The 19,570-nt window shown below is 61.9% G+C and carries 15 protein-coding genes and 1 pseudogene; 5 read left to right on the top strand and 11 right to left on the bottom strand.

The features are described from left to right. Positions 1 to 79: 79 nt before the first annotated feature. Both ACIPV6_RS10415 and ACIPV6_RS10420 read left to right on the top strand, forming a co-directional pair. Positions 80 to 753, top strand: a pseudogene (locus tag ACIPV6_RS10415) (ThuA domain-containing protein). Continuing rightward, positions 738 to 1,850, top strand: coding sequence for a Gfo/Idh/MocA family protein (locus ACIPV6_RS10420; RefSeq protein WP_400270801.1), 1,113 nt, complete (start codon positions 738 to 740; stop codon positions 1,848 to 1,850). The pseudogene ACIPV6_RS10415 and the gene ACIPV6_RS10420 overlap by 16 nt, the downstream one beginning before the upstream one ends. A 314-nt stretch (positions 1,851 to 2,164) precedes the next feature. Here the strand turns inward: ACIPV6_RS10420 and ACIPV6_RS10425 are convergent, their stop codons facing one another. Both ACIPV6_RS10425 and ACIPV6_RS10430 read right to left on the bottom strand, forming a co-directional pair. Beyond that, positions 2,165 to 3,349 carry a family 1 glycosylhydrolase gene (locus ACIPV6_RS10425; protein ID WP_400270802.1) on the bottom strand — a complete coding sequence of 395 codons (1,185 nt, stop codon included), beginning with the start codon at positions 3,347 to 3,349 and terminating at the stop codon, positions 2,165 to 2,167. After that, positions 3,346 to 5,658 (bottom strand): glycoside hydrolase family 3 N-terminal domain-containing protein, encoded by a 2,313-nt coding sequence (locus tag ACIPV6_RS10430; protein WP_400270803.1) that lies wholly within the window; start codon positions 5,656 to 5,658, stop codon positions 3,346 to 3,348. The genes ACIPV6_RS10425 and ACIPV6_RS10430 overlap by 4 nt, the downstream gene beginning before the upstream one ends. 494 nt (positions 5,659 to 6,152) lie before the next feature. Here ACIPV6_RS10430 and ACIPV6_RS10435 point away from each other — a divergent pair, with 494 nt between their 5' ends. Next, positions 6,153 to 6,860: a TetR/AcrR family transcriptional regulator gene (locus tag ACIPV6_RS10435; RefSeq protein WP_400270804.1), complete on the top strand. Its 708-nt coding sequence runs from the start codon at positions 6,153 to 6,155 to the stop codon at positions 6,858 to 6,860. Between the two features lie 84 nt (positions 6,861 to 6,944). On the opposite strand, the gene ACIPV6_RS10440 is transcribed toward ACIPV6_RS10435, so the two are convergent. The 7 genes from ACIPV6_RS10440 to ACIPV6_RS10470 form a co-directional block, all read right to left on the bottom strand. Beyond that, positions 6,945 to 7,148, bottom strand: coding sequence for a ferredoxin (locus ACIPV6_RS10440; RefSeq protein ID WP_400270805.1), 204 nt, complete (start codon positions 7,146 to 7,148; stop codon positions 6,945 to 6,947). A 62-nt stretch (positions 7,149 to 7,210) separates the two neighbouring features. Next, on the bottom strand, positions 7,211 to 8,449 hold the full coding sequence (locus ACIPV6_RS10445) for a cytochrome P450 (RefSeq protein WP_400270806.1): 1,239 nt from the start codon (positions 8,447 to 8,449) through the stop codon (positions 7,211 to 7,213). Positions 8,450 to 8,475: 26 nt separating this feature from the next. Further along, positions 8,476 to 9,657 carry an NAD(P)/FAD-dependent oxidoreductase gene (locus ACIPV6_RS10450; RefSeq protein WP_400270807.1) on the bottom strand — a complete coding sequence of 394 codons (1,182 nt, stop codon included), beginning with the start codon at positions 9,655 to 9,657 and terminating at the stop codon, positions 8,476 to 8,478. Between the two features lie 61 nt (positions 9,658 to 9,718). Then, on the bottom strand, positions 9,719 to 10,738 hold the full coding sequence (locus ACIPV6_RS10455) for an SMP-30/gluconolactonase/LRE family protein (protein WP_400270808.1): 1,020 nt from the start codon (positions 10,736 to 10,738) through the stop codon (positions 9,719 to 9,721). Then, the gene (locus ACIPV6_RS10460; protein ID WP_400270809.1) at positions 10,735 to 12,594 is read right to left on the bottom strand and encodes a flavin-containing monooxygenase; all 1,860 of its coding nucleotides are present in this window, start codon (positions 12,592 to 12,594) and stop codon (positions 10,735 to 10,737) included. Before ACIPV6_RS10460 ends, ACIPV6_RS10455 begins: the two co-directional genes overlap by 4 nt. A gap of 51 nt (positions 12,595 to 12,645) precedes the next feature. Next, a complete protein-coding gene (locus ACIPV6_RS10465; RefSeq protein ID WP_400270810.1) occupies positions 12,646 to 13,650 on the bottom strand; it encodes an SDR family NAD(P)-dependent oxidoreductase in 1,005 nt (334 codons plus the stop codon). 98 nt (positions 13,651 to 13,748) lie between these two features. Next, entirely contained in the window at positions 13,749 to 15,215 is a 1,467-nt protein-coding gene (locus ACIPV6_RS10470) for an MFS transporter (protein WP_400270811.1), read from the bottom strand. A 77-nt stretch (positions 15,216 to 15,292) separates the two neighbouring features. On the opposite strand from ACIPV6_RS10470, the gene ACIPV6_RS10475 reads away from it, so the two are divergent. Then, positions 15,293 to 15,883 carry a TetR family transcriptional regulator gene (locus ACIPV6_RS10475; RefSeq protein WP_400270812.1) on the top strand — a complete coding sequence of 197 codons (591 nt, stop codon included), beginning with the start codon at positions 15,293 to 15,295 and terminating at the stop codon, positions 15,881 to 15,883. A gap of 544 nt (positions 15,884 to 16,427) precedes the next feature. Beyond that, positions 16,428 to 18,200, top strand: a complete 1,773-nt coding sequence (locus ACIPV6_RS10480; protein WP_400270813.1) for a DUF5605 domain-containing protein — start codon at positions 16,428 to 16,430, stop codon at positions 18,198 to 18,200. Positions 18,201 to 18,329: 129 nt separating this feature from the next. Here ACIPV6_RS10480 and ACIPV6_RS10485 read toward each other — a convergent pair whose 3' ends face one another. Next, a complete protein-coding gene (locus tag ACIPV6_RS10485) occupies positions 18,330 to 19,247 on the bottom strand; it encodes a hypothetical protein (RefSeq protein WP_400270814.1) in 918 nt (305 codons plus the stop codon). Then, positions 19,237 to 19,569 carry a helix-turn-helix transcriptional regulator gene (locus ACIPV6_RS10490; RefSeq protein ID WP_066275886.1) on the bottom strand — a complete coding sequence of 111 codons (333 nt, stop codon included), beginning with the start codon at positions 19,567 to 19,569 and terminating at the stop codon, positions 19,237 to 19,239. Before ACIPV6_RS10490 ends, ACIPV6_RS10485 begins: the two co-directional genes overlap by 11 nt. Between the last annotated feature and the right edge of the window lies 1 nt (position 19,570).

Consider the following 19,570-nt stretch of genomic DNA (forward strand, 5'->3'; position numbering starts at 1 on the left):
TGTCGCGCAACCGAAGTAAGTCTCCACACCCATCTCCCATTTTCCAGGAAAGTCATGGTTACCACAGACAAAACGGCGCGTGGTGCGCGGCGGCTGGCATGGGCACCGGCCGGTTGAAGCAACCGAGCTTTTCATTCCCTATCTCAAGCAGAACGGCTATTCGGTCAGGGTGGAAGAGTCCCCGAGGGTTTACGCCCAAGCCGAGGTCATGGCCGATGTTGACCTGGTTGTGCAGTGCATGACCCTGTCCAGCATCGAGCAGGATGAGGTAGAAGGCCTGCGGTCCGCGATCGAAAAGGGTACAGGACTGGCCGGTTGGCACGGCGGAATCGCCGACTCGTTCCGGAACACTTCAGACTACCTGCAGCTCATCGGCGGCCAGTTCGCGTGCCACCCCGGCAAGAACCCCCGGGACAGGACGGGTGAACAAGAGGACAACTACATTTCCCACCGCATCAGCATGCTTCCGGCCGCAGCGGATCATCCCGTTACGACCGGGCTGGCAGACTTCGACCTGGTCACCGAACAATATTGGGTTCTGACCGACGACTACATCGATGTCCTGGCGACCACCACCCATAATGTCCGGGACTGGGATTCGTGGCATCGCGACGTTACCTCCCCGGCAATCTGGACACGGAAGTGGGGCAAGGGCCGCATCTTTGTTTGCACCCCCGCCATGACATCGACGACTTAAAGAACAGCAACATCCGCACGATCATCGAAAGAGGCATGCTGTGGGCAAGCCGCTAAACGTAGGCCTCATCGGTTGCGGGGCCATAAGCGCACAGTACCTGGCCAGCATAAACAGGCTGCCTGATATCAATGTGGTCGCTGTCGCCGACGTGGACCCCGCCCGCGCCCGGGCAGTGGCCAACGACTTCAAGGATGTCCGTGCCTTGACCGTCGAGCAATTGGTCTCCGCCGACGACGTCCATCTTGTCCTGAACCTCACTGTCCCTGCCGCGCATGCTGACGTTGCGCTGCAGGCAATCGCCGCTGGAAAGAGTGTGTACGGTGAAAAGCCGCTGGCGGCCACGTTAACGGACGCCCGACAGGTCCTGGATGCCGCGAAACTCGCCGGCGTTATGATCGGGTGCGCCCCTGATACCGTCCTCGGGACGGGTGTACAGACAGCGCGGAAGGCCATTGACGATGGGGTGATCGGCCGTCCGATCTCGGCCACGGCGACCATGGTCACACCGGGGCATGAGCGCTGGCACCCCAATCCGGACTTCTACTATCAGCCCGGCGGTGGGCCGCTGCTTGACATGGGCCCGTACTATATTTCCGCGCTGGTAACACTTTTGGGTCCGGTGGCTTCTGTCATGGGGGCCGGACACCGCGCCAGACCATCCCGTGTCATCGGAGCGGGACCCCGTGCAGGCCAAAGCATTCCCGTCCTGGTTCACACGCATGTCACAGGCGTGCTGGTGCACGCCTCAGGGGCGCTTTCGACCCTGGTGATGAGCTTCGACGCGGTGCAGACCAAGGCGCCCAGCATCGAGGTGCACGGGGAGCTCGGATCCCTCACGGTTCCCGATCCCAACCTTTTTGACGGTGACGTTGAGCTGTTTACGCTGGACGAAACCAGTTGGACAACCCTGCCGGTTTCTGCCGGCTACGTAAACGCTGGGCGGGGGTATGGTCTGGCGGACCTGGCCGCAACACCGCCGGGGAAAGAACCCCGGGCCGGGGGCGCGCTGGCCTATCATGCTTTGGAAGTCATGGAGGGGCTACTCGAGTCTGCGGACACCGGCACGGCCGTCTCAATCCAAAGCACTCCCGAACGTCCGGCACCCGTGCCGCTGACGAAACCAGGGCAAGTAGCCGCAGGCGCTACGTCCTGACCGTCGTCCGTCAGTGACGCACGGGCCCACGAAGCGCCCATGACACCCCGGTCCTCGGACCGGGGTGTCATTTCTTGCCCAATGTTCCAGGTCGACGTTTGCTGGCGCCCAGGCAGGAACGGCGCCTACTGGAGATTCCAGGTCATTGGTTGGTGCGCGGCGACAGTTGTACAAATTCTCGAAGGGGCTACCAGAATCAGGTAGGGCGCCTCTGGCATGACCGCACCAAACGCGGTCATGCCAGAAAGGGCAGCTCCCTCAGGCCCACGACACTGGCTACAACCGCGCAGTGGCGGTGCATTCCGAACGTGCCCTTACAACGCGAACATGGCGGGGTCGTGGCGCCGTGCGAACTCCCCAAACCATGCCAGGCTGGGTTTGGGCCGACGTTCGAAGCTTTGCCGGTCGACTTCGATGAGACCGAAGCGGCTGTCCCAGTTGCCCCACTCGAAGTTATCCAGAAGGCTCCAGTGCAGGTATCCACGGATGTCGATGCCGTCTTCACACGCCGCAAAGAGTCCCTCAACTGCTTTGGAGATGAATTCAATCCGGCGGGCGTCATCGCGAGTTGAGATTCCATTTTCCGTTACGAGAATCGGTGTCCCCCCGGTGACGTCCCAAGCGTGGCGAACACAGATTCCCAGCGCTTCGGGGGTAAAGGGCCCGGAGTCCGTGTTGCCGGGCAGATCGGGATGGGGGATAGGGCCTGCGGCCCCGATTTCTTGCGTGTGGTAGGACTGCACCCCGACAAAGTCATCTCCGCGTGCACCCTCCAGGTACAGGTCCTCACGGACCCAGCGCTCCTGAACCAGCCGGTCCTCATGCTCGGGGGCGGCGTAGTACGCCTGTCCGGCTACAGTCCATCCGACCGCGGCGTCTGTGCGTTCCTTAAGTGCTGCCCGGGCTGCCTGGTGCGCTTCGACGAGTCGTGCCCCCACTTCAACAGACGGAGCCGGGAGCCCGGCAGGAGTTCCAGCCGGCCGTTCTGGGGCAGGACTTCCGCTGAGCAGTGCGCTCATTCCCGTCATGAGGGCGAAGACGTTGGGCTCGTTGATGGTACAAAGCCATGGGACGTCCCCCAGAATGTCAGAGGCACGGGAAACGTATGCAACGAACCGGTCGACCCCTGTCGCCCCCATCCATCCCCCCTCCTCAGCCAACCAGCGGGGGCTGCTGAAATGGTGCAAGGTGACTACCGGTGTAAGGCCCAGACTGTGGGCGGTCTCGATCATCCGCCGGTAGTGTGCCAGCTCTGCGAGGGCAAATTCTCCCGGAGCCGGCTCGATGCGGGCCCACTCAATACCAAAGCGATAAGCGTTCAACCCCGCAGCGGCCAGTAGCTCCATGTCTTCGGCGTAGCGGTGGTAGCTGTCGTCGGCATCAGCGCTGCGCTCAAGGTGCGGCAGCCGTTGTTCCAGCGCCCACCAGTCACTGTTGACGTTGTTACCTTCAGTTTGGTGAGGCGACGTTGACGCCCCCCACAACCATGAGCTTGTCACTTTCCTGTTTCCCCGTCCTTGTTGGCGATGGTTTCAAATGTTCCGCCGAGTGAGCATGTGCTGCTGCCGCCCACCCAAACGTCAAAGGTGCTCAGGTCTTGGACGAAGGTGCGGGTGGCCGCACTCCAGTACCGAAGTTCCTCCGGACCGACCTCGAATTTGAGGGCGCGCGTTTCACGTGCGTCCAGGCTTACTCGCCTGAATCCCTTGAGCTCGCGGACGGGGCGGCTGGCGGTTCCGTAGCGTTGGTGAATGTAGAGCTGGACGACTTCATCAGCTGCGATGTCCGATGTGTTGGTGAGCTCGACGGAGACTGAGAAGGTCTCTCCGATCTGCACGTCACGGGGCTCGATGGTGAGATTCTCGTACTCAAACGTTGCATAGGACAGGCCGTGGCCAAACGGGTACAGCGCGGTACTGGGCTCGTTGCTGTACCTGGATTCATGTTCGTCCGGCTGGAACGTACGGTTGTGGGCATAAAACATGGGCAATTGGCCGACGTGCCGTGGCCAGGTGAACGGAAGCCGCCCTGCCGGGGAGGTGTCGCCGAACAGGACTGAGGCGACTGCTTCTCCACCACGGGTGCCGGGGTACCAGGCCTGTACTATCGCAGGAACGTTCTCGTCCGCCCACTGGAGATCGACCGGACGTCCGCTCATTACGACGAGCACAACAGGAGTACCGGTTTCGGTGATGCGCCGCAGTTGTTCAAGCTGCCGCCCTGGGAGATCGAGCGTTGAGGTCGAAGCCTTTTCACCGATCTGGTTCTGTCGCTGGCCAACGACCACAATCGCGACGTCCGCGGACGCGGCCATCGAAACAGCTTTCTGGATCTCGGCCTCATCATCGTAGTCTTCGGCGGTTCTCTCCAGATCACGGTCCGAGGAGTCGAACAATGACGGTGTCATTCGCTCGGTGATCCCCGCGCCCGGGGCGAAATCAACACTGATGTGTTCTCCGGCGCGGGCGCGGACTCCGTCGAGTATCGTGACCGTTTCGGCAGTTTTCTGGTCAAACACCCACGGGCCGAGCGTATCTCGCTTGCTTGCAGCAAGTTGCCCAATGACCGCGATGGTGGCAGGCGAGCTGCTGCTCAACGGCAATGTGTCACCATTATTCTTCAGCAACACGATGGACTTTTCTGCTGCCACCCGGGCCAGTTCCCTGGCCTGCTCCGCTTCGAGAACCTCCACTGAGGTGTCTTCGTCGACGTAGGGGTTTTCGAACAGACCCAAACGGAACTTCGCGGCCAGGACGCGGCGCGCTGCGTGATCCACGGTTTCCTCCGAAACCAGGCCTGCGGCGACCGCATCGGGGAGGCGACTGAAGGCGGCATCAAACATTGCCATTTCCATATCGAGTCCCGAGTTGATCGCCCGGGCTCCTGCATCCGTGAGGTTTTTGGCGAAATGCTGGATTTCCATGGACCGTACTGAGTTGGCGTCCGAGACCACAAACCCGTCAAAGCCGAGTTCATCCCGCAGGACGTCGGTGAGCAGCCACTTGTTGCCCGAAGCCGGTACGCCGTTGAGGTCCATGTAGGCGCTCATGACGTTGGCCGCACCCGCCTGGATCGCAGCGCGGAACGGCGGAATATATACATTCCACAGCTCCGAATCGGAGATTTCCGCGTCCTCGTAATCGCGGCCTCCGCGTGAGGCTCCATACCCAAGGAAGTGCTTAGGTCCGGCGAGCACGTTCTCGGCTGTGAGGTCGTCGCCCTGGAAACCGCGGACCTGGGCGGCAGCGATGGCCGATCCAAGACATGGGTCCTCGCCCGCGCCTTCGACGATGCGGCCCCATCGGGGATCCCGGGCAATATCAATCATTGGGGCAAAGGACCAGTTGATGCCGACAGCCCGGGCTTCACGGCCGGCAGCGGACTGTGCGGCCTCCACCGTCTCCGGTGACCACGATGCGGCCATGGCGATCGGGACAGGGAAAATAGTGCGCAGACCATGGATGACGTCATATCCCACCAGTAAGGGAATGCCGTGCGGGGTCTGGTCTACTGCAATGTTTTGCAGATGGTTAATTAGCTTGGGGTCCTTCGCGAACAAAACCGCCCCCGCCATGCCCTTTCGAATGGCTGCCTCGACCATGGCGGGCTGCTCCAGGAATACTCGCTGCTCGCTGGGGACCGATTCGATGTCGAAATCAGCGGGCATGTTCATTGCTATGCCCAGGTAAAAGTACTGGGTCAGCTGGCCCGCCTTTTCTTCAAGGGTGAGTCGGCTCAATAGGTCATCGACGCGCTCGTGAACCGGCAGTCCCGCATCACGATAGGGCAAGGCCGTAACGGTGGTCATTATCAAATCCTTCTGTAGTCAGGTCTTCTGGAATTCAGGCACTGTGGACGGACATCCCTGCCATGGGATTTCTCTGTTCGGTCGGTCAGAGGCGTTAGCCAAGTCGATAGCAATGGGGAGGGGTGTGAGCTCGTGCTGCAGCTCCGTCGGGCACCGCATCCAAGGCCAGGGACCAGTACGACCGGCGGCAGCCCGCTTTCGGAGTCTTGGGAGGTGGGGCGTCCCGTCTTCTCGGCCGGTACCACCCGCACGGATTCCCGGCTTTGCGGGAGAGCAACCACGCGGGTTGCCGCACCGCACCGGGATACCCTGCGACCCACGAAGACGTCATTGTCGTGCTTGCTTCCTCTGCTAGGGCGATACTGCGGGGAGCTTGGTCGACACGGTGCGATCAGGCTGAATTTTAGTAAAACCCAAAATTTGAAGTGATGCAAGAGCCAACAGACTAACGAATGCTACTTCTCACTCAGAATGCGTCTGGTTAAACTGGGCCTATGACCACTGCAGCTCCAAACAAGCGTGGGCCCTATGCTTCATCAGCAAAGCGCCGGGATGTCGTGTCCCGCGCCGTGCTGGGTCTAGTCGACGAACTGGGCCATGACGGGGTTACCACCGCTCTTGTGTCGCAGCGCTCCGGCGTGGGCGAAGCAACCATCCTCTACCACTTTCCGTCGAAGGACCATCTCCTTGTCGCCGCCCTCGCGCGTGCGGATGATGAGTCGGCAGAAAATTCACATGCCTACGCCCCCGAGGCTGTGTTGGATGCGAGAATGCTCGCAGAGACCTCAGGCGCCACCTTGGAAACCCCGCGACACCGCCTTTTCATCATGCTCAAAGGACAGGCGGCCACCCCCGGGCATCCAGCAGCGGCGTACTTCGCCGAGCGAACGGTTCGCCAAGTCAAGCTCTTTGCCGATCTCATCACGCGTAGCCAGCAGGCAGGACGCATGATTCCGGGACTGGATCCAGTTGCAACGGCACGGCAAGTGATAGCCGTCTGGGACGGGCTCGCCCAGATGCGGGTATCGGACCCGACATTTGACGTCGAACCACTTCTCGAAGACGCTGTCCGGAGGCTGACTGGGCAGAATCTCATGGCCATACACGCGATGCTCGGCCATTCGCTTGCCGAGCCACCCAGCGAACTCAGGACCACAAGCTCACGGGCACCTGCAAGCCACGAAACACTGTCCTTGCCATAGCGGTGGCCCCTGATGAAGTGAGACAAGGCGCTCCCTTTCCAATGCCGACAAGGGCTGGAAAGGGAGCACCGGATTGAGTCTTCGTTAGTTTCCGGCCGCGACGTGGATGGCAAGTACCGGGCAAACCGCTGCCGCCTGACGGACTTCTGCTTCGAGCTCGTCCGAGGGGTTCTCATCCAGCAGGACCGCGATCCCGTCCTCGTCGCGCTGGTCGAAAACCCTGTCGGCCGCGGTTACGCATTGGCCTGAGGCAACGCATTTGTCCTGTTCCAGAGTGACTTTCAGCATGTGGGTTTCTCCTTGGTTTGTTGGTGGTGTTCTAGCTGGTCGTCATTGGTGTCGGACGAGGGTTACCACGTCACAGGCAGCTCATAGACCCCGTAGACGGATCCGTCATGTTTGAAGGGCACCTTGTCCAAGGTGGTTGCCAGGCGCAGATTGGGGATCCGGCGGAACAGGGTGCTGTAGGCGACCTGCAGTTCCATGCGGGCGAGCGGTTGGCCCAGGCATTGATGGACGCCGAAACCAAAAGCGACATGGTGACGGGCGTCCCGCTCAAGGTCCAGGGTGTCCGGATCCGGGAAGGCTGAACGGTCCCGGTTGGCAAGGTCGGTGGCCATGATGACGCCTTCGCCGGCCCGGATGGTGTCGCCATCGATCTCGATGTCCTCGAGGGCAACACGTTTCCGGCCGTCATGTGTGATGGTCAGGTAGCGGAGGAGTTCCTCGACTGCCGAACTAACAAACGCAGGATCGTCGCTTTCCTGCAGCTTCTTGAGTTCGCTGGGGTGTTCCAGCAGGGCCAGCGACCCGAGGGCGATCATGTTGGCCGTTGTCTCGTGACCGGCGACCAGCAAGAGGACGCCCATCATCGCAGCGTCGTCGCGGCTGAGGTCTCCGGTTTCAGTCTTCGCTGCCAGGTCCGAGAATATGTCCTCACCGGGCTGCTTTTTCTTCAGTTCAAGCAGACCGTGCAGGTATTCGACCAGTTCCTCCACGGCTTGCCGACGTTGCTGGGGGCTGGCCTGGCGATTGATCAGGGCGTTGCTGTTGCGTTGGAAGAAGCTGTGGTCGGAGTAGGGGACTCCGAGCAATCTGCAGATGACCAACGAGGGCATTGGCAGTGCAAATGATTGGACGAGGTCGACGACACCTCCGGTAGTGAGCATGTCATCTATCAGTTCATCAACAATCTGTTGGACGCTTGGCCGCATGGCTTCGACCCGTTTGACCATGAAGGGTGCTGTCACCATTCGGCGCAGGCGCGCGTGTTCAGGGTCGTCCATGAGAATGAAACTGAAGGGGGAACTGGTGCTGCCACCGCTTGCCGGCACTGGGTAGCCCGGCCGGGTGACATCCGCGCTGATGCGTGGGTCGCTGAGAAGGGCCCTTTGTTCGGCGTAGCGGGTCACGAACCACGGGGTAGTGCCGTCGGCGAGTTCGACACGGCTGAGCGGTCCTGCTTCCCTCGCTGCGCTTCCGGCCGGGGGTGGGTCAAAGGGGCAGCGTGGTTCCCGCACCATGGGGAACGCGGGGATGGGGTCGGTGGTGGTTTCCGCCGTGGCGCTGGCGGTGTCGCTTCGGGTCATGGGAGTGCTCCAATCGAACTGGTTGCTTAAAGGACAGGGGCTGCGGATTTTTGGAGTTCTTGCCTCCTCAACCGGGTTTGTTTGGGCATTCCCCAGCCCAGAACGCCGACGGTCTTGTCCCTATCCGGGGATAGGGCTACGGCGACGAATCTGTCGGTCATGGGGTCCCCGTCGGTGACCTGCAAGACGGCATCGAAGGGGATGGTGCCGTGCACCTGAATCCTGATCCCGTGTTGATCTGTCCAAAAATAGGGGATCGGTGCGTACGGTTCGCCGTGCCCCAGGATGTCTGAGGCCACAGCGAGAGCCTGTTCAGCTGCGTTGGTGCGGTTTTCGAGTCGAAGACTGCCGAGGTCCGGGTGTGTCCAGCGCGCAACATCCCCCACAGCCCAGATGTTGGGGGCAGCACGGCAGAAGCCGTCGCACACAATTCCGTCGTTGAGGGCGAGACCGCTGGTGGAAAGCCAGTTGGTACCAGGCCTGGATCCGATGGCGACTACAACGTCGTCTGCGGGGAGCACTTCACCGGAGGAAAGTGCGACGCCCATGGTGCCGTCACCGTAGCTGACGATGTTTTCGATCCGGACCTCCCCGAAGAGCCGGACACCGGCCGCCTCGTGCTTGGCTGCCAGAAGGGACGAACCGAACGGACCCAGTTGAGATGCCATCGGAGCGGGTGCCGTTCCGGCCAGGGAGACATGTACGCCCATAGCCGCCGCCGTCGCAGCTACCTCTGAGCCAAGGACACCGTTGCCTGCTACGACGAGGCGGCGGCCAGGACAGAGCCTTTGCCGAAGGCGGGCTGGGTCCCCTAGGGTCCGCAGGACGTGCACGCCGGACATGTCCTCGGTTCCGGGTATCTGATGCGGGCTCACGCCGGTGGCCAGGACAATCGCGTCGGCGCTGAGAAGCCGGCCTGATGCGGTGCGAACTGACAAGGCGGCGGTTTCGAGGTGTTCGGCAGGATCCCCGAGCAGCCAGTCGGCTTCCAGAGCGGCGAGGGCCTCTTCGTTGCGAAGGGCGGCCCGGGAAGCGTCCCAGGTGCCTGCCAGGACCTGTTTCGAAAGGGGCGGGCGGTCATAGGGGTGATGCTGCTCTGCGTCGATGAGGGTCAGGCGGCCACGGTGGCCTTTTCTGCGAAGTGCCTCTGCGGTCGATAGGCCCGCGGCTGAAGCGCCGACGACCAGCACGTCTTGATCGATGTCCATCATGTTTGCCTCCCAGGATCTGGCGTGTTTTTGTCGCTATGCACGATTGTTGGTACGTGCTCTACCCGCCGTTTGATTGCCGTGTCCCTTGGGCGAGTGCGTTGAATTTGTACAGATAGCCGCCATTGGTTCCGCTGACGGTGGCGTATGCGGTGGTCGTGCCGGGTTTGATGGCGATATTCGTTGCAGAGCTGCTTGCGCCTGTTTCATTGGCGGGGATGGAGATGGTTTGCAGGAGTTCGCCGTTGGGGTTGAAGATGAGGATTTCGGGGTTGTTGTGCAGCCCGACGTATAGGTTCCCTTCGCTGTCTACAGCGATGGAGTCAACCTGGGCCTGGCCGGCGGAGGCATAGATGGCAGGGTGGGCAGTTGCTACGGTTGCTCCGTCCTTGGTCAAGGTGAGGTGGTCAATGCGGTTGCCGGTGTTCAGGCTGACCCAGAGAGCATCGTTGTTGGGTGAGAAGCCGATCCCGTTCGGGGACGGGAGATTCCGGGCCAGAACTGATGCCTTCGCGGTGCCGGCGTCTACCCGGACGATGCGTCCGGCCGCATCCCAGTACGGTGCCCTGGCTCCGGCGGCGTCGGTGATATAGAGGTTGCCGGCCTGGTCGAAGGAGAGGTCGTCCGGTTGCATTGGAGTCCCGTCAACCGGTCCGGCGAAGACTTCCTGGACGTCCTGGCCGTTCGCGGTCATGCTGCGTACGGCGCCGCCGCGGTAGTCCGTGACGTAAAGCCGGCCGTTTTGGGGATTGAACTGGGCCGAGGTGAGGGCGCTTCGGTCATCGGTGTATACGGTACTTACCGATTCATCCTCGAGGTTTACCCGCAGAACCTTTCCGGACCCTGGAGGTGCGGTGACATCGACAAGGTAAAGGCCTCCGTCGGGGCCGAAGGTTGGTCCTTCGAGCAGGGTCATCCCTGTTGCCGGATGGACCGTGGTCACCTGCATGACCTGCCGGGCCTTCTGTGCCGATGGAGCCGTGTTGGTCGATGACGCCGGCCCGCCACAGCCAGCCAGGGCGAGAGTCGAAACAAGGACCGCCGGCACCACGGTCCGCGACGTCCACTTGGTGCGTCTCATCGCGCAGTCCCGTTCGCAGCCTCCGGCAGGATCTCCTCGGCACGGCCTCCCTGGGAGAGGACATCGGCCATATCGCCTTGACGCCACTCTTTAAGGAGTCGGTGAAAGGCGACCGGTCCGGGACTGTAAGAGGCGCCGGCAATGGAGCGGGTTCCTTCGCCGTTGTAGTAGCCGGGGGTGCACTCGGCCTGGAAAGCCCTATTGTCGATCGCGGTCTCATGGACCGTGCGGATCCAGGATTCCTCGGCCGAGGCAGTGGGCTCGATGTAGCGGACCCCGGCGTCGCGGCCCCGGCCGATGACAGCGGCGATGTGCTCAGCCTGTTCGAGAAGAATATGGGCGAAGTTCACAGAGTTCGCGTTCTGGATACCGCTGAGGTGGAAGAGGTTCGGGAAGCCGTGGGAGGAGAATCCGTGGAAGGTGCGTGGTCCGCGGGACCAGGCTTCCAGCAGGGTTTGGCCGCCTCGGCCGGTTACGGGCAGGGTGCCGGACATGACACCGGAGATGCCGACCTCGAATCCGGTGGCGAAGATGACGCAGTCCACGTCGTATTCGGTCTCGCCGACGACGACGGAGGTTTCGGTCATGCGGGTAATGCCGCCGGTGTCGGCGGTGTCCACCAGGGTGACGTTGGGCCGGTTGAAGGTTTGCAGGTAGGTGTCACTGAAGCCAGGACGCTTGCACATGTACCGGTACCAGGGCTTGAGGGCCTCGGCCGTGACGGGATCCTTGACCACTTCGTCCACCCGCGCACGGAGCCTGTTCATCGTGCGGAAGTCGTCGAGCTCGTCGAGTCGTTCGCGTTCTTCGGCGGGGAGGGTGGTGTCCACGGCGCCGGAGAGAATCTTGCGTTGCAGCGTGGTGGTGGCTGTCCAGCCGTCTTGGACGAGGCTCTCTTTGACCGGTTCGCCAGCCAGGACGGCGAGGAAGTTTTCCATCCGTTCCCGCTGCCATCCGGGTTTCAGGCCCGCGGCCCATGCCGGGTCGGTGGGGCGGTTGTCGCGGACGTCGACGGTGGAGGGGGTGCGTTGGAAGACGATGAGCTCCTTCGCGTCGGCACCCACGTGAGGAACAACCTGCAGCCCAGTCGCGCCGGTCCCGATGACTGCGACGCTCTTGTCCGCGAGACCAGTCAGGCCGCCGTCGGGGGTTCCGCCGGTGTAGTCGTAGTCCCAACGGCTGGTGTGGAAGGTGTGGCCGGTGAAGGTTTCGATGCCGGGGATGCCGGGGAGTTTGGGTTGGGTGAGGGTGCCGGAAGAGGTGACGACGAACCGAGCCAGGAAGCGGTCGTTGCGGTCGGTCTCGACGATCCATTCATTGGCCGTCTCATCCCAGTCCAGACGAGTGGCCCGGGTTTGGAAGAGGTCATCCTGATAGAGGTCAAAACGCTTGGCGATGGCGATGGCGTGCTGGCGGATTTCTTCGCCGGGGGAGTAGCGCCATTTCGGGATGTACCCGACTTCTTCGAGGAGCGGGAGGTACACGTAAGATTCGATGTCACAGTGGATTCCGGGGTAGCGGTTCCAGTACCAGGTGCCGCCGACGTCGCCTGCTTCGTCCATCAAGCGGACGGACTCAACACCCTGTTCGCGGAGCCGGGAGGCAGTAAGAAGCCCACCGAAACCGGCGCCGATGACCAAGACCTCGACCCGCTCAGTCACCGGCTCGCGGTCGGTACGTGGGGTGTAGGGGTCCTTCGCGTAGTAGCCGAACTCGCCCGCCGTGCGTCGATACTGTCGTGCCCCGTCAGGGCGGATCCGCCGGTCGCGTTCGTGGCGGTACTTCGCGCGCAGGGCTTCGACGTCGAATTCTTCCGTGGAATCGAACGAAGCGCTTTGCTCATGCTGATAAGTCATGCTGTTGTTCCTTGCAGGCCGTGTTTTGAGGTGGGTGGGACTGGCGGTCCGCTATTGCACAGACCAGCCGCCGTCGGAGGCCAAAACGACGCCATTGACGTTCTCGGAGTCGTCACTGAGGAGCCAGGCGATGGAGGCGGCCATCCGGTCCGCGTCAACGACGGGCGGGATGAGGGCCATGAAGGGGCTCAGCCGTTCCCGGGCGAAGGGGGAGGACATGGTTCCTTCGATGCCGGTGGCTGTGGGGCCGGGGGCGACGGCGTTGGTGCGGATACCGGACGGGCCGTAGAGGAAGGCGGAGCTTTTGGTGATACCGACGACGGCGTGCTTGGACGCGGTGTAGGCGGTCCCCGCGGCATTGCCGCGCAGGGACGCTTCGGATGCGATGTTGACGATGGCGCCCCGGCCTTGGGCGAGCATGGCGGGGATAACGGCTCGGCTGAGCGCGAAGGTGCCTTCAACGTTCACGGCGAAGACCCGGCTCCACAGGTCGTCGTCGGTCTCGTGCAGTGGCGTCATGCCGTCCATGATTCCGGCGACGTTGGCCAAGCCGTCTACACGTCCCTCGACGGCGGCGAGGATGGCTGCCCGGCCTTCGGCGAAGGTGATGTCCGCAGCAACGACGACAACGGATTCTTCTGGGGAGGCTGCTGCGAGATCTGTCAGACGGTCGGGAGCGAGATCGACTGCGATGACGCGGCCACCTTCGCTGATGATGCGGCGTGCCGTTGCCCGGCCGATGCCGGAGCCTGCCCCGGTGACGATCACGGTCTTCCCCTCGAAACGGCCGACCGTGACCGGGGCGTGGGCTTCTGCGGTTTCCTCAGCAGGGATCACGCCATTGTTCGCTTCTTTGACGAGGGTGTCGACGAGTTCCTGGGGAAACCTTTCCTGTCCGAGTTCCACCAGTGCACGCAGGCTTAGCTGGCGGACCGGGCGCAGGTCAGCCTCCGTTTGGCCGCCCCGGGCGAGAACGTCACGAAGGACGGGACCTCCCACGGAGTCATCCAACCATTCTTGGATGGTGTTCCTTGAGGTAAGGGGCGTTGTGTTCATGGGTTTGCTCCTTTGCAGGTGGCTGCGTGCTTTGGGTCAGCGGCAGGGGAGTTGCGTCTATGGTTTGGGGGTGCTGGTGGTTACTTCGCGCGCGGTAGTCATTTCCCTGAATGGGATTCTTCGGGCAGTGACGGCTCTTCGTTGAGTGCGGGCTTGGGCTTGGGAATGAGGGCGGCAAGGATCGCGCACAACGTTGCTGAGCCCAGCCCGAAGACGAGCGCCAGTTCGAAGCCGCCCGCGGAGGGAATCGCAGCACCGCCGGCGGTTTTGGAAGCCGAGTTCGCCAGAACGGCCGCGACCACGGCTGCGGCAATGCTTGTTCCCAGAGCTCGCATGAGTGTGTTGAGCCCGTTGGCGGCCCCTGTCTCACCTGCGGGTACTGCCTGCATGATGAGCGTGGGCATGGCCGCATATCCGAGGCCGATACCGACGCCGATAACGGTGTTGATGCTGAGGACGAGCCACATGTTCAGATCGAGCACGACCGCCGCCGCGTAGGCCAGGGCAATGATCATGGCCCCTGCGACGAGCAGTGGTTTCGGTCCGACGCGGCGTTCGATCCTGCCGGCGACGGGCGACATCGCGAGCATTGCGAGGCCGGATGGCATGAGTATCAGGCTCGCGTTGAGCAACTGAAGGCCGAGTCCGCCTGTGGCTTCCGGGAGTTGCAGCAGTTGTGGGAAAACAATGCTGGAGGAGAACAGTGCGAAGCCCATGGCAATAGATGCAAGGTTGGTCATCAGGACGGTTCCCCGGGCGCTGACCCGCAGATCGACAAGGGGATTGGCCTGACGAAGTTCGTACCAGCCCCACAGGATCAGTGAGACAAGACCGATGCCCAACCAGATGAGGGTCGGGGCGCTGGTCCAGCCCCATTCATTGCCGCGGGATACGGCAAGAAGAAGGCCGACCAGTCCGATGGCGAGGCCGATGGCGCCGCCGACATCGAAGCGGCCGCGGACATTTGAGCCGGCGGACGGGACGACAACCAGGTAGAAGATCAGGGCAAGTCCGCCAAGGCAGGCGGCGACCCAGAATAGGACATGCCAGTCGAAATGCTCGGTAACCAGTGCGCTGATGGGCAGGCCAAGGGCACCGCCGACACCGAGCGTCGCGCTCACCAAAGCGATCGCGGAACCGAGCCGTTGCTTCGGTAAGACATCGCGAAGGATGGAGATGCCAAGCGGGATCACGCCCATCCCCGTGCCCTGCAGACCGCGCCCGATGATCAGGGGGATCACGGAAGGAGAAAACGCACAGATCACCGAGCCTGCTATGAGCAAGGACAACAGGACGACGGCGATACGGCGTTTGCCGTACATGTCACCGAGTTTGCCTGAGACGGGAGTGCAGATCGCCGACACAAGCAGAGTAACGGTAATGACCCACGCCGTGTCGTCCCTGCTTGCGCCCAGCAGCTCAGGAAGTTTCGCCTGGATGGGAATCAGGATGGTCTGCATGAATGACGCGCTCATACCGGCAAAGGCGAGTACAGCGATGACAAGATTTGGCCGCACAGGCGTCCCTACGGCTGGTGGTTCAAGAGTGGCACTTGCTATGGCCATGGTCTGTCCTAACCCGCTAAAACTGAGATGAGATATCTGCTTTGATACTGCGTCTCAGATCTTATACTAGGACGGTGATGGTGGGAATCAGGGAAAGAACCCGGGAATTGGTCAAGGCCGAGCTGGCTGCGGCCATACTCGAGGTGTTTATCGAACGCGGCTATGCGGCGGTGACCGTGGATGACGCAGCACGTGCGGCCGGAATATCCCGAGCGACGTTCTTCCGCTACTTCGGCAGCAAGGAAGATGTTGTGGTCGCATCAGTAGAGAGCGCCAAAATCGACTACTTGGCAGCCATCGAGACCATTGCTCCGGGATCGCATTCCGGTGGCTGGCACTTGCTGCGTGCTGCCATTGAGCCCGTGGTGCAGACAGCCACGCACGAGCCTGGGCAGTTGCGGGCCCGGCTCCGTCTGATTGCGAGCGAGCCAGCGCTTAAGGCCCGCTTGAGGGAACGGCGAGCGGCCAACACCGAAGCGCTCACGGCCGCGCTGCTGGGACATGTTGAGGACGAACTCACGGCAAGAGTCCTGGCCACCGCCGGACTCGCCGCGGTCGACATCGCCTGGGAGCAGTGGACACCAAGCGACGGCGCCGACTTCCGTGAAATTGTCGACGGGATTTTCCAGCGGCTCGAAACCGCTGGAATCCAGCACCATCCTGCCTGAATCGGCAGGTAAGCATGGCGCTTACACCGACAGTGCCAGCACTATCCAAACTGCTGGTCTGCGGCTAGGCGAAGTGCAACGGCGTAGATGCCCAGGTTGCGGTGGAAGCCAAAGGGATCACGGTGCCGTCTCGAGCCGGAGCCAGGATGCCCATCTCGCTGGCGGTGGTTCACCGAGGGCGTGCTCACCGACAGGCTCCTTTCGCTCTACGGATGGGGCCAGCCGTTTTTCACTGTTGAGTACTCACTCAGTGTGGTGCCCCCGGGTGTTTCCCAGGTCTCGGCTGCGTTGCTATAGCTCACTTTGGACTGGAGTGGACATTGCCACGAGGGAACTCTCAAGCTCGCACCTTGGAGCTCTTGGCTATGAAATTATTGGTCAACCGGTTGACGTGGATACTGTCAACCCCCAGAGTTTTAAAGGGTCAGGTCGCACAGGACTCAACGAAGCGCCGCAGACTGAGTTGCTGGCTACCCAGGCATACATCGGCGCCGCCAGGGCTGACCGCCGTCGCTTCGAACTGACCGAAATCTTGAAAGGAATCATGGCTAATTTCACAGCCTCCACGCCGCTGCTTGATGTGATGCGCGATGCGTCCGGGCACCGGGTCATTGCAACGGAAATCCCCGAGCTGGCTACCAACCCGATCCTGCATACCCTGTACGACTACCCGCTCGGACTCATCCTCGAAACCGAACATTGCCTCCAGGACGATGACGCACGCAAAGCTGAAATTCTCGCCAGAATCACCTCTATCGATCCATCTCTGACGCCGGCAGCTACAGCGCCGAGGGCGCCCCGTCCACAGGCGGACTATGAACCCGAAGAGACGCCGGAGGGAAGTGCGAAGGCGGTGTTCTCCGCCACCGCGGCCAAATGGGCGCCGTTCGAAATCCAGCTTCAGGGCCCCGAGCACGGAAACCCGTTCACCGACGTCGAACTGGCCGCCGACTTCACCGCCGGCAACGGCAACACCCACACAGTGCCCGGCTTCTACGACGGCCACGGCAGCTACCGCATCCGCCTCCTGGTCCCCGAAGCAGGGGATTGGGCCTTCAGCACCCGCAGCAACGCCCGCTCGCTGAACGGCATCACCGGAAACTTCCATGCCGGGGAAGCATCCTCCCGCGGCGTCGTCCGGGTAGCCGAGCAGTTCCACTTCGCCTACGACGACGGCACCCCCTACCTGCCGATCGGCACCACCTCCTACGTGTGGACCCACCAAGGTGATGCGCTCGAAGAAGAAACCCTCGCAACCCTCGCCCACGGCCCCTTCAACAAGATGCGCATGTGCGTCTTCCCCAAGTCCTACCTGTTCAACGAAAACGAACCGGAGATCTACCCATACGAGGGATCGGTCGCAGATGGATTCGACTATCTTCGGCCCAACCCTTTGTTTTGGGCCCACTTGGAAGGCCGTATCGATCAGCTCGAAGACCTGGGCATCGAAGCTGATCTGATCCTCTTCCACGCCTACGATCGCTGGGGCTTCTCCACCATGAGCCCTGATCAGGACGATCTGTTTGTGAAATACGCCGTAGCCCGCCTTGCGTCGAAACGAAACATCTGGTGGTCACTTGCAAATGAGTATGACCTGATGTTTGAAAAGACTACTCAGGATTGGGAGCGCTTCGCGGACATCGTGGTTGCCAACGACCCCAACGGTCACCTACTTTCCATCCACAACTGCCGCGAATTCTACGACCACAGCCGCCCGTGGGTGACCCATTGCAGCATCCAGCGCAGGGACATTTACAAAACCGCCGAAATGACCAGTGAATGGCGAGAACAGTACGGCAAGCCGATCGTCATCGACGAGTGCGCCTATGAGGGCAACATTGACCAGGGCTGGGGCAACATCACCGGCGAGGAGATGACCCGCCGTTTCTGGGAAGGCGCCATACGAGGGGGATACGTCGGCCACGGAGAGACCTACACGGACTCGCAGGATGTCTTGTGGTGGGCCAAGGGTGGTTCGTTGAAGGGGACCAGCCCTGACCGCATCGGTTTCCTGCGCAGGATCCAGGACGAAGCCCCCGGCGGCCGGTTGGAACCTCTCACCGGTCCCTGGGATGTGGTCAGCGCAGGGATAGCAAACGAGTATGAGCTCACCTACTTTGGCTTCTTCCAACCCACCTACCGGCGGTTCGTCAAACCCCAGGAAATCGCTTTTGAGGTTGACATCATCGACACTTGGAACATGACGCTGGAAACGCTCCCCGGCACCTACTCGGGCCGGTTCAGGGTGGAACTTCCAGGCCGCCAGTATATTGCCCTGCGCTTGCGGGCAGTGCATACGGCGGAAAGTACGCCATAGGGAGCACCGTGCCGTGCAGAACAGATCGTCCGGCACGGCACGGCGTTAGCCCTGTTCCGGGGGCTGGGCTGCGTCTTCATTGCTCACTTTGGGCTGGCCTAGTCATTGCTACTGGGAACTCTGTGGCTTCTATCTCAGACTGGGCAACTGTGAAGCCATGGCGTTCATATAGTCGTTGGCTCGATCCTGTAGTGGCCTCCAGAGATGCTGGATGACCGCCGGCTCGTGAGTGACCTTGAGCCAGACGAGGAATTTGATGGTTTCGGTGATTTCCTGCTTCGCGCTGTGCACGGGACCGCGGGTGGGCTTCCCGTCTGTAGAGAGTGTTCTGATGCGTCGCAGGTGATGCCAGCGGGCGAAGGACTCAATGGGTCGCCGAACCTCGATGTCATCAATGTCATCAAGCTTGCCGCTTAGCCACCGCTCAAAGAGCGCGAGGTAGTGGTCCCGGACCGGGAGTAGCTTGTGGTGGATGAGCAGGCTGCGCAGGTGCTCCACCCGCAGGCTCCTGGGTTCCCTGTCCAGCGCCTCGTGACTGAGCGGGATCTCACCAATAGCGACTCGTTCGAGCAGTTCGCGGACGCCGGATTTGCGGAGCCAGGTGAGGATGCTTTCGGGGCGCTGGGCCCCGGTGAGCGCCCCGAGCAGCTTCGCTGCCGTGGTTTCCGTGCCCTGAGACTCCTCGACGTGCAACAGCCCGGCGAGGTCGCTTCGGAGTGAGCAGCGGGCGCAAGTGTTCTGGCGGTAATGCTCGGTTTCCGTGCCGCAACCGGAGCAGTGGTAGTCCTGGGTGATGCCGGCGCAATCGGCGCAGACTGGGTTATCACTGTGGGAAGCAGACCTTCCGGGGAGCATGCGTTCTGTTCCGCAGCCGGGGCAGTTCCCGTGGGTGCGCATGGCGACCGTGAAGCAGGTCCCGCAGATCCTGCCTTCGGGCCAGCTGGCGCGGTGTTTGCTGGCTGCCCGGGAGCACCTGTCGCAGGTGAATGCCCCGGTGGTGCGGGGCCGGCCCCGAATGGCCATCCGGGGGCTGATCTCAGCCGTCATCGCGGATTACCCGGGCACGTTTGGGCCGGATGGTCTTGTTCAGGTCCACGACATTGGCGTCGGAGGCGACTTTGCGGACCTTGGCATCTGTCGCCGTGACGGTGACCAGGTCTTCGGGTCCGCAGGAGAAGATGTCGCAGAGCGCAGCGATCATCATGAGTGAGACGCGCTCCGGGCGTTGGGTGACGAGCCGATAGACCTGGGAAGCGGAGAGTTCGATGCCGCGCTCCTTGAGCAAGGGACTGAGGTCTGTACTGTTGTGCATTCCCCGGGCTGCCATAAGTTCTGCAAGCCGCCACCGGTAGTCGATCTCTCGTTTCATG

It is taken from the genome of Paenarthrobacter sp. NPDC089988, assembly GCF_044748465.1.
Lineage (GTDB): Bacteria > Actinomycetota > Actinomycetes > Actinomycetales > Micrococcaceae > Arthrobacter.

Bases quoted from the DNA above. Each gene is read 5' to 3' on its own strand.
- ACIPV6_RS10470 (WP_400270811.1), bottom strand. From the start codon at position 15,215: ATGGCCATAGCAAGTGCCACTCTTGAACCACCAGCCGTAGGGACGCCT.
- ACIPV6_RS10475 (WP_400270812.1), top strand. From the start codon at position 15,293: ATGGTGGGAATCAGGGAAAGAACCCGGGAATTGGTCAAGGCCGAGCTG.
- ACIPV6_RS10450 (WP_400270807.1), bottom strand. From the start codon at position 9,657: ATGGACATCGATCAAGACGTGCTGGTCGTCGGCGCTTCAGCCGCGGGC.
- ACIPV6_RS10485 (WP_400270814.1), bottom strand. From the start codon at position 19,247: ATGACGGCTGAGATCAGCCCCCGGATGGCCATTCGGGGCCGGCCCCGC.
- ACIPV6_RS10465 (WP_400270810.1), bottom strand. From the start codon at position 13,650: ATGAACACAACGCCCCTTACCTCAAGGAACACCATCCAAGAATGGTTG.
- ACIPV6_RS10435 (WP_400270804.1), top strand. From the start codon at position 6,153: ATGACCACTGCAGCTCCAAACAAGCGTGGGCCCTATGCTTCATCAGCA.
- ACIPV6_RS10445 (WP_400270806.1), bottom strand. From the start codon at position 8,449: ATGACCCGAAGCGACACCGCCAGCGCCACGGCGGAAACCACCACCGAC.
- ACIPV6_RS10455 (WP_400270808.1), bottom strand. From the start codon at position 10,738: ATGAGACGCACCAAGTGGACGTCGCGGACCGTGGTGCCGGCGGTCCTT.
- ACIPV6_RS10490 (WP_066275886.1), bottom strand. From the start codon at position 19,569: ATGAAACGAGAGATCGACTACCGGTGGCGGCTTGCAGAACTTATGGCA.
- ACIPV6_RS10480 (WP_400270813.1), top strand. From the start codon at position 16,428: ATGGCTAATTTCACAGCCTCCACGCCGCTGCTTGATGTGATGCGCGAT.
- ACIPV6_RS10440 (WP_400270805.1), bottom strand. From the start codon at position 7,148: ATGCTGAAAGTCACTCTGGAACAGGACAAATGCGTTGCCTCAGGCCAA.
- ACIPV6_RS10460 (WP_400270809.1), bottom strand. From the start codon at position 12,594: ATGACTTATCAGCATGAGCAAAGCGCTTCGTTCGATTCCACGGAAGAA.
- ACIPV6_RS10430 (WP_400270803.1), bottom strand. From the start codon at position 5,658: ATGACCACCGTTACGGCCTTGCCCTATCGTGATGCGGGACTGCCGGTT.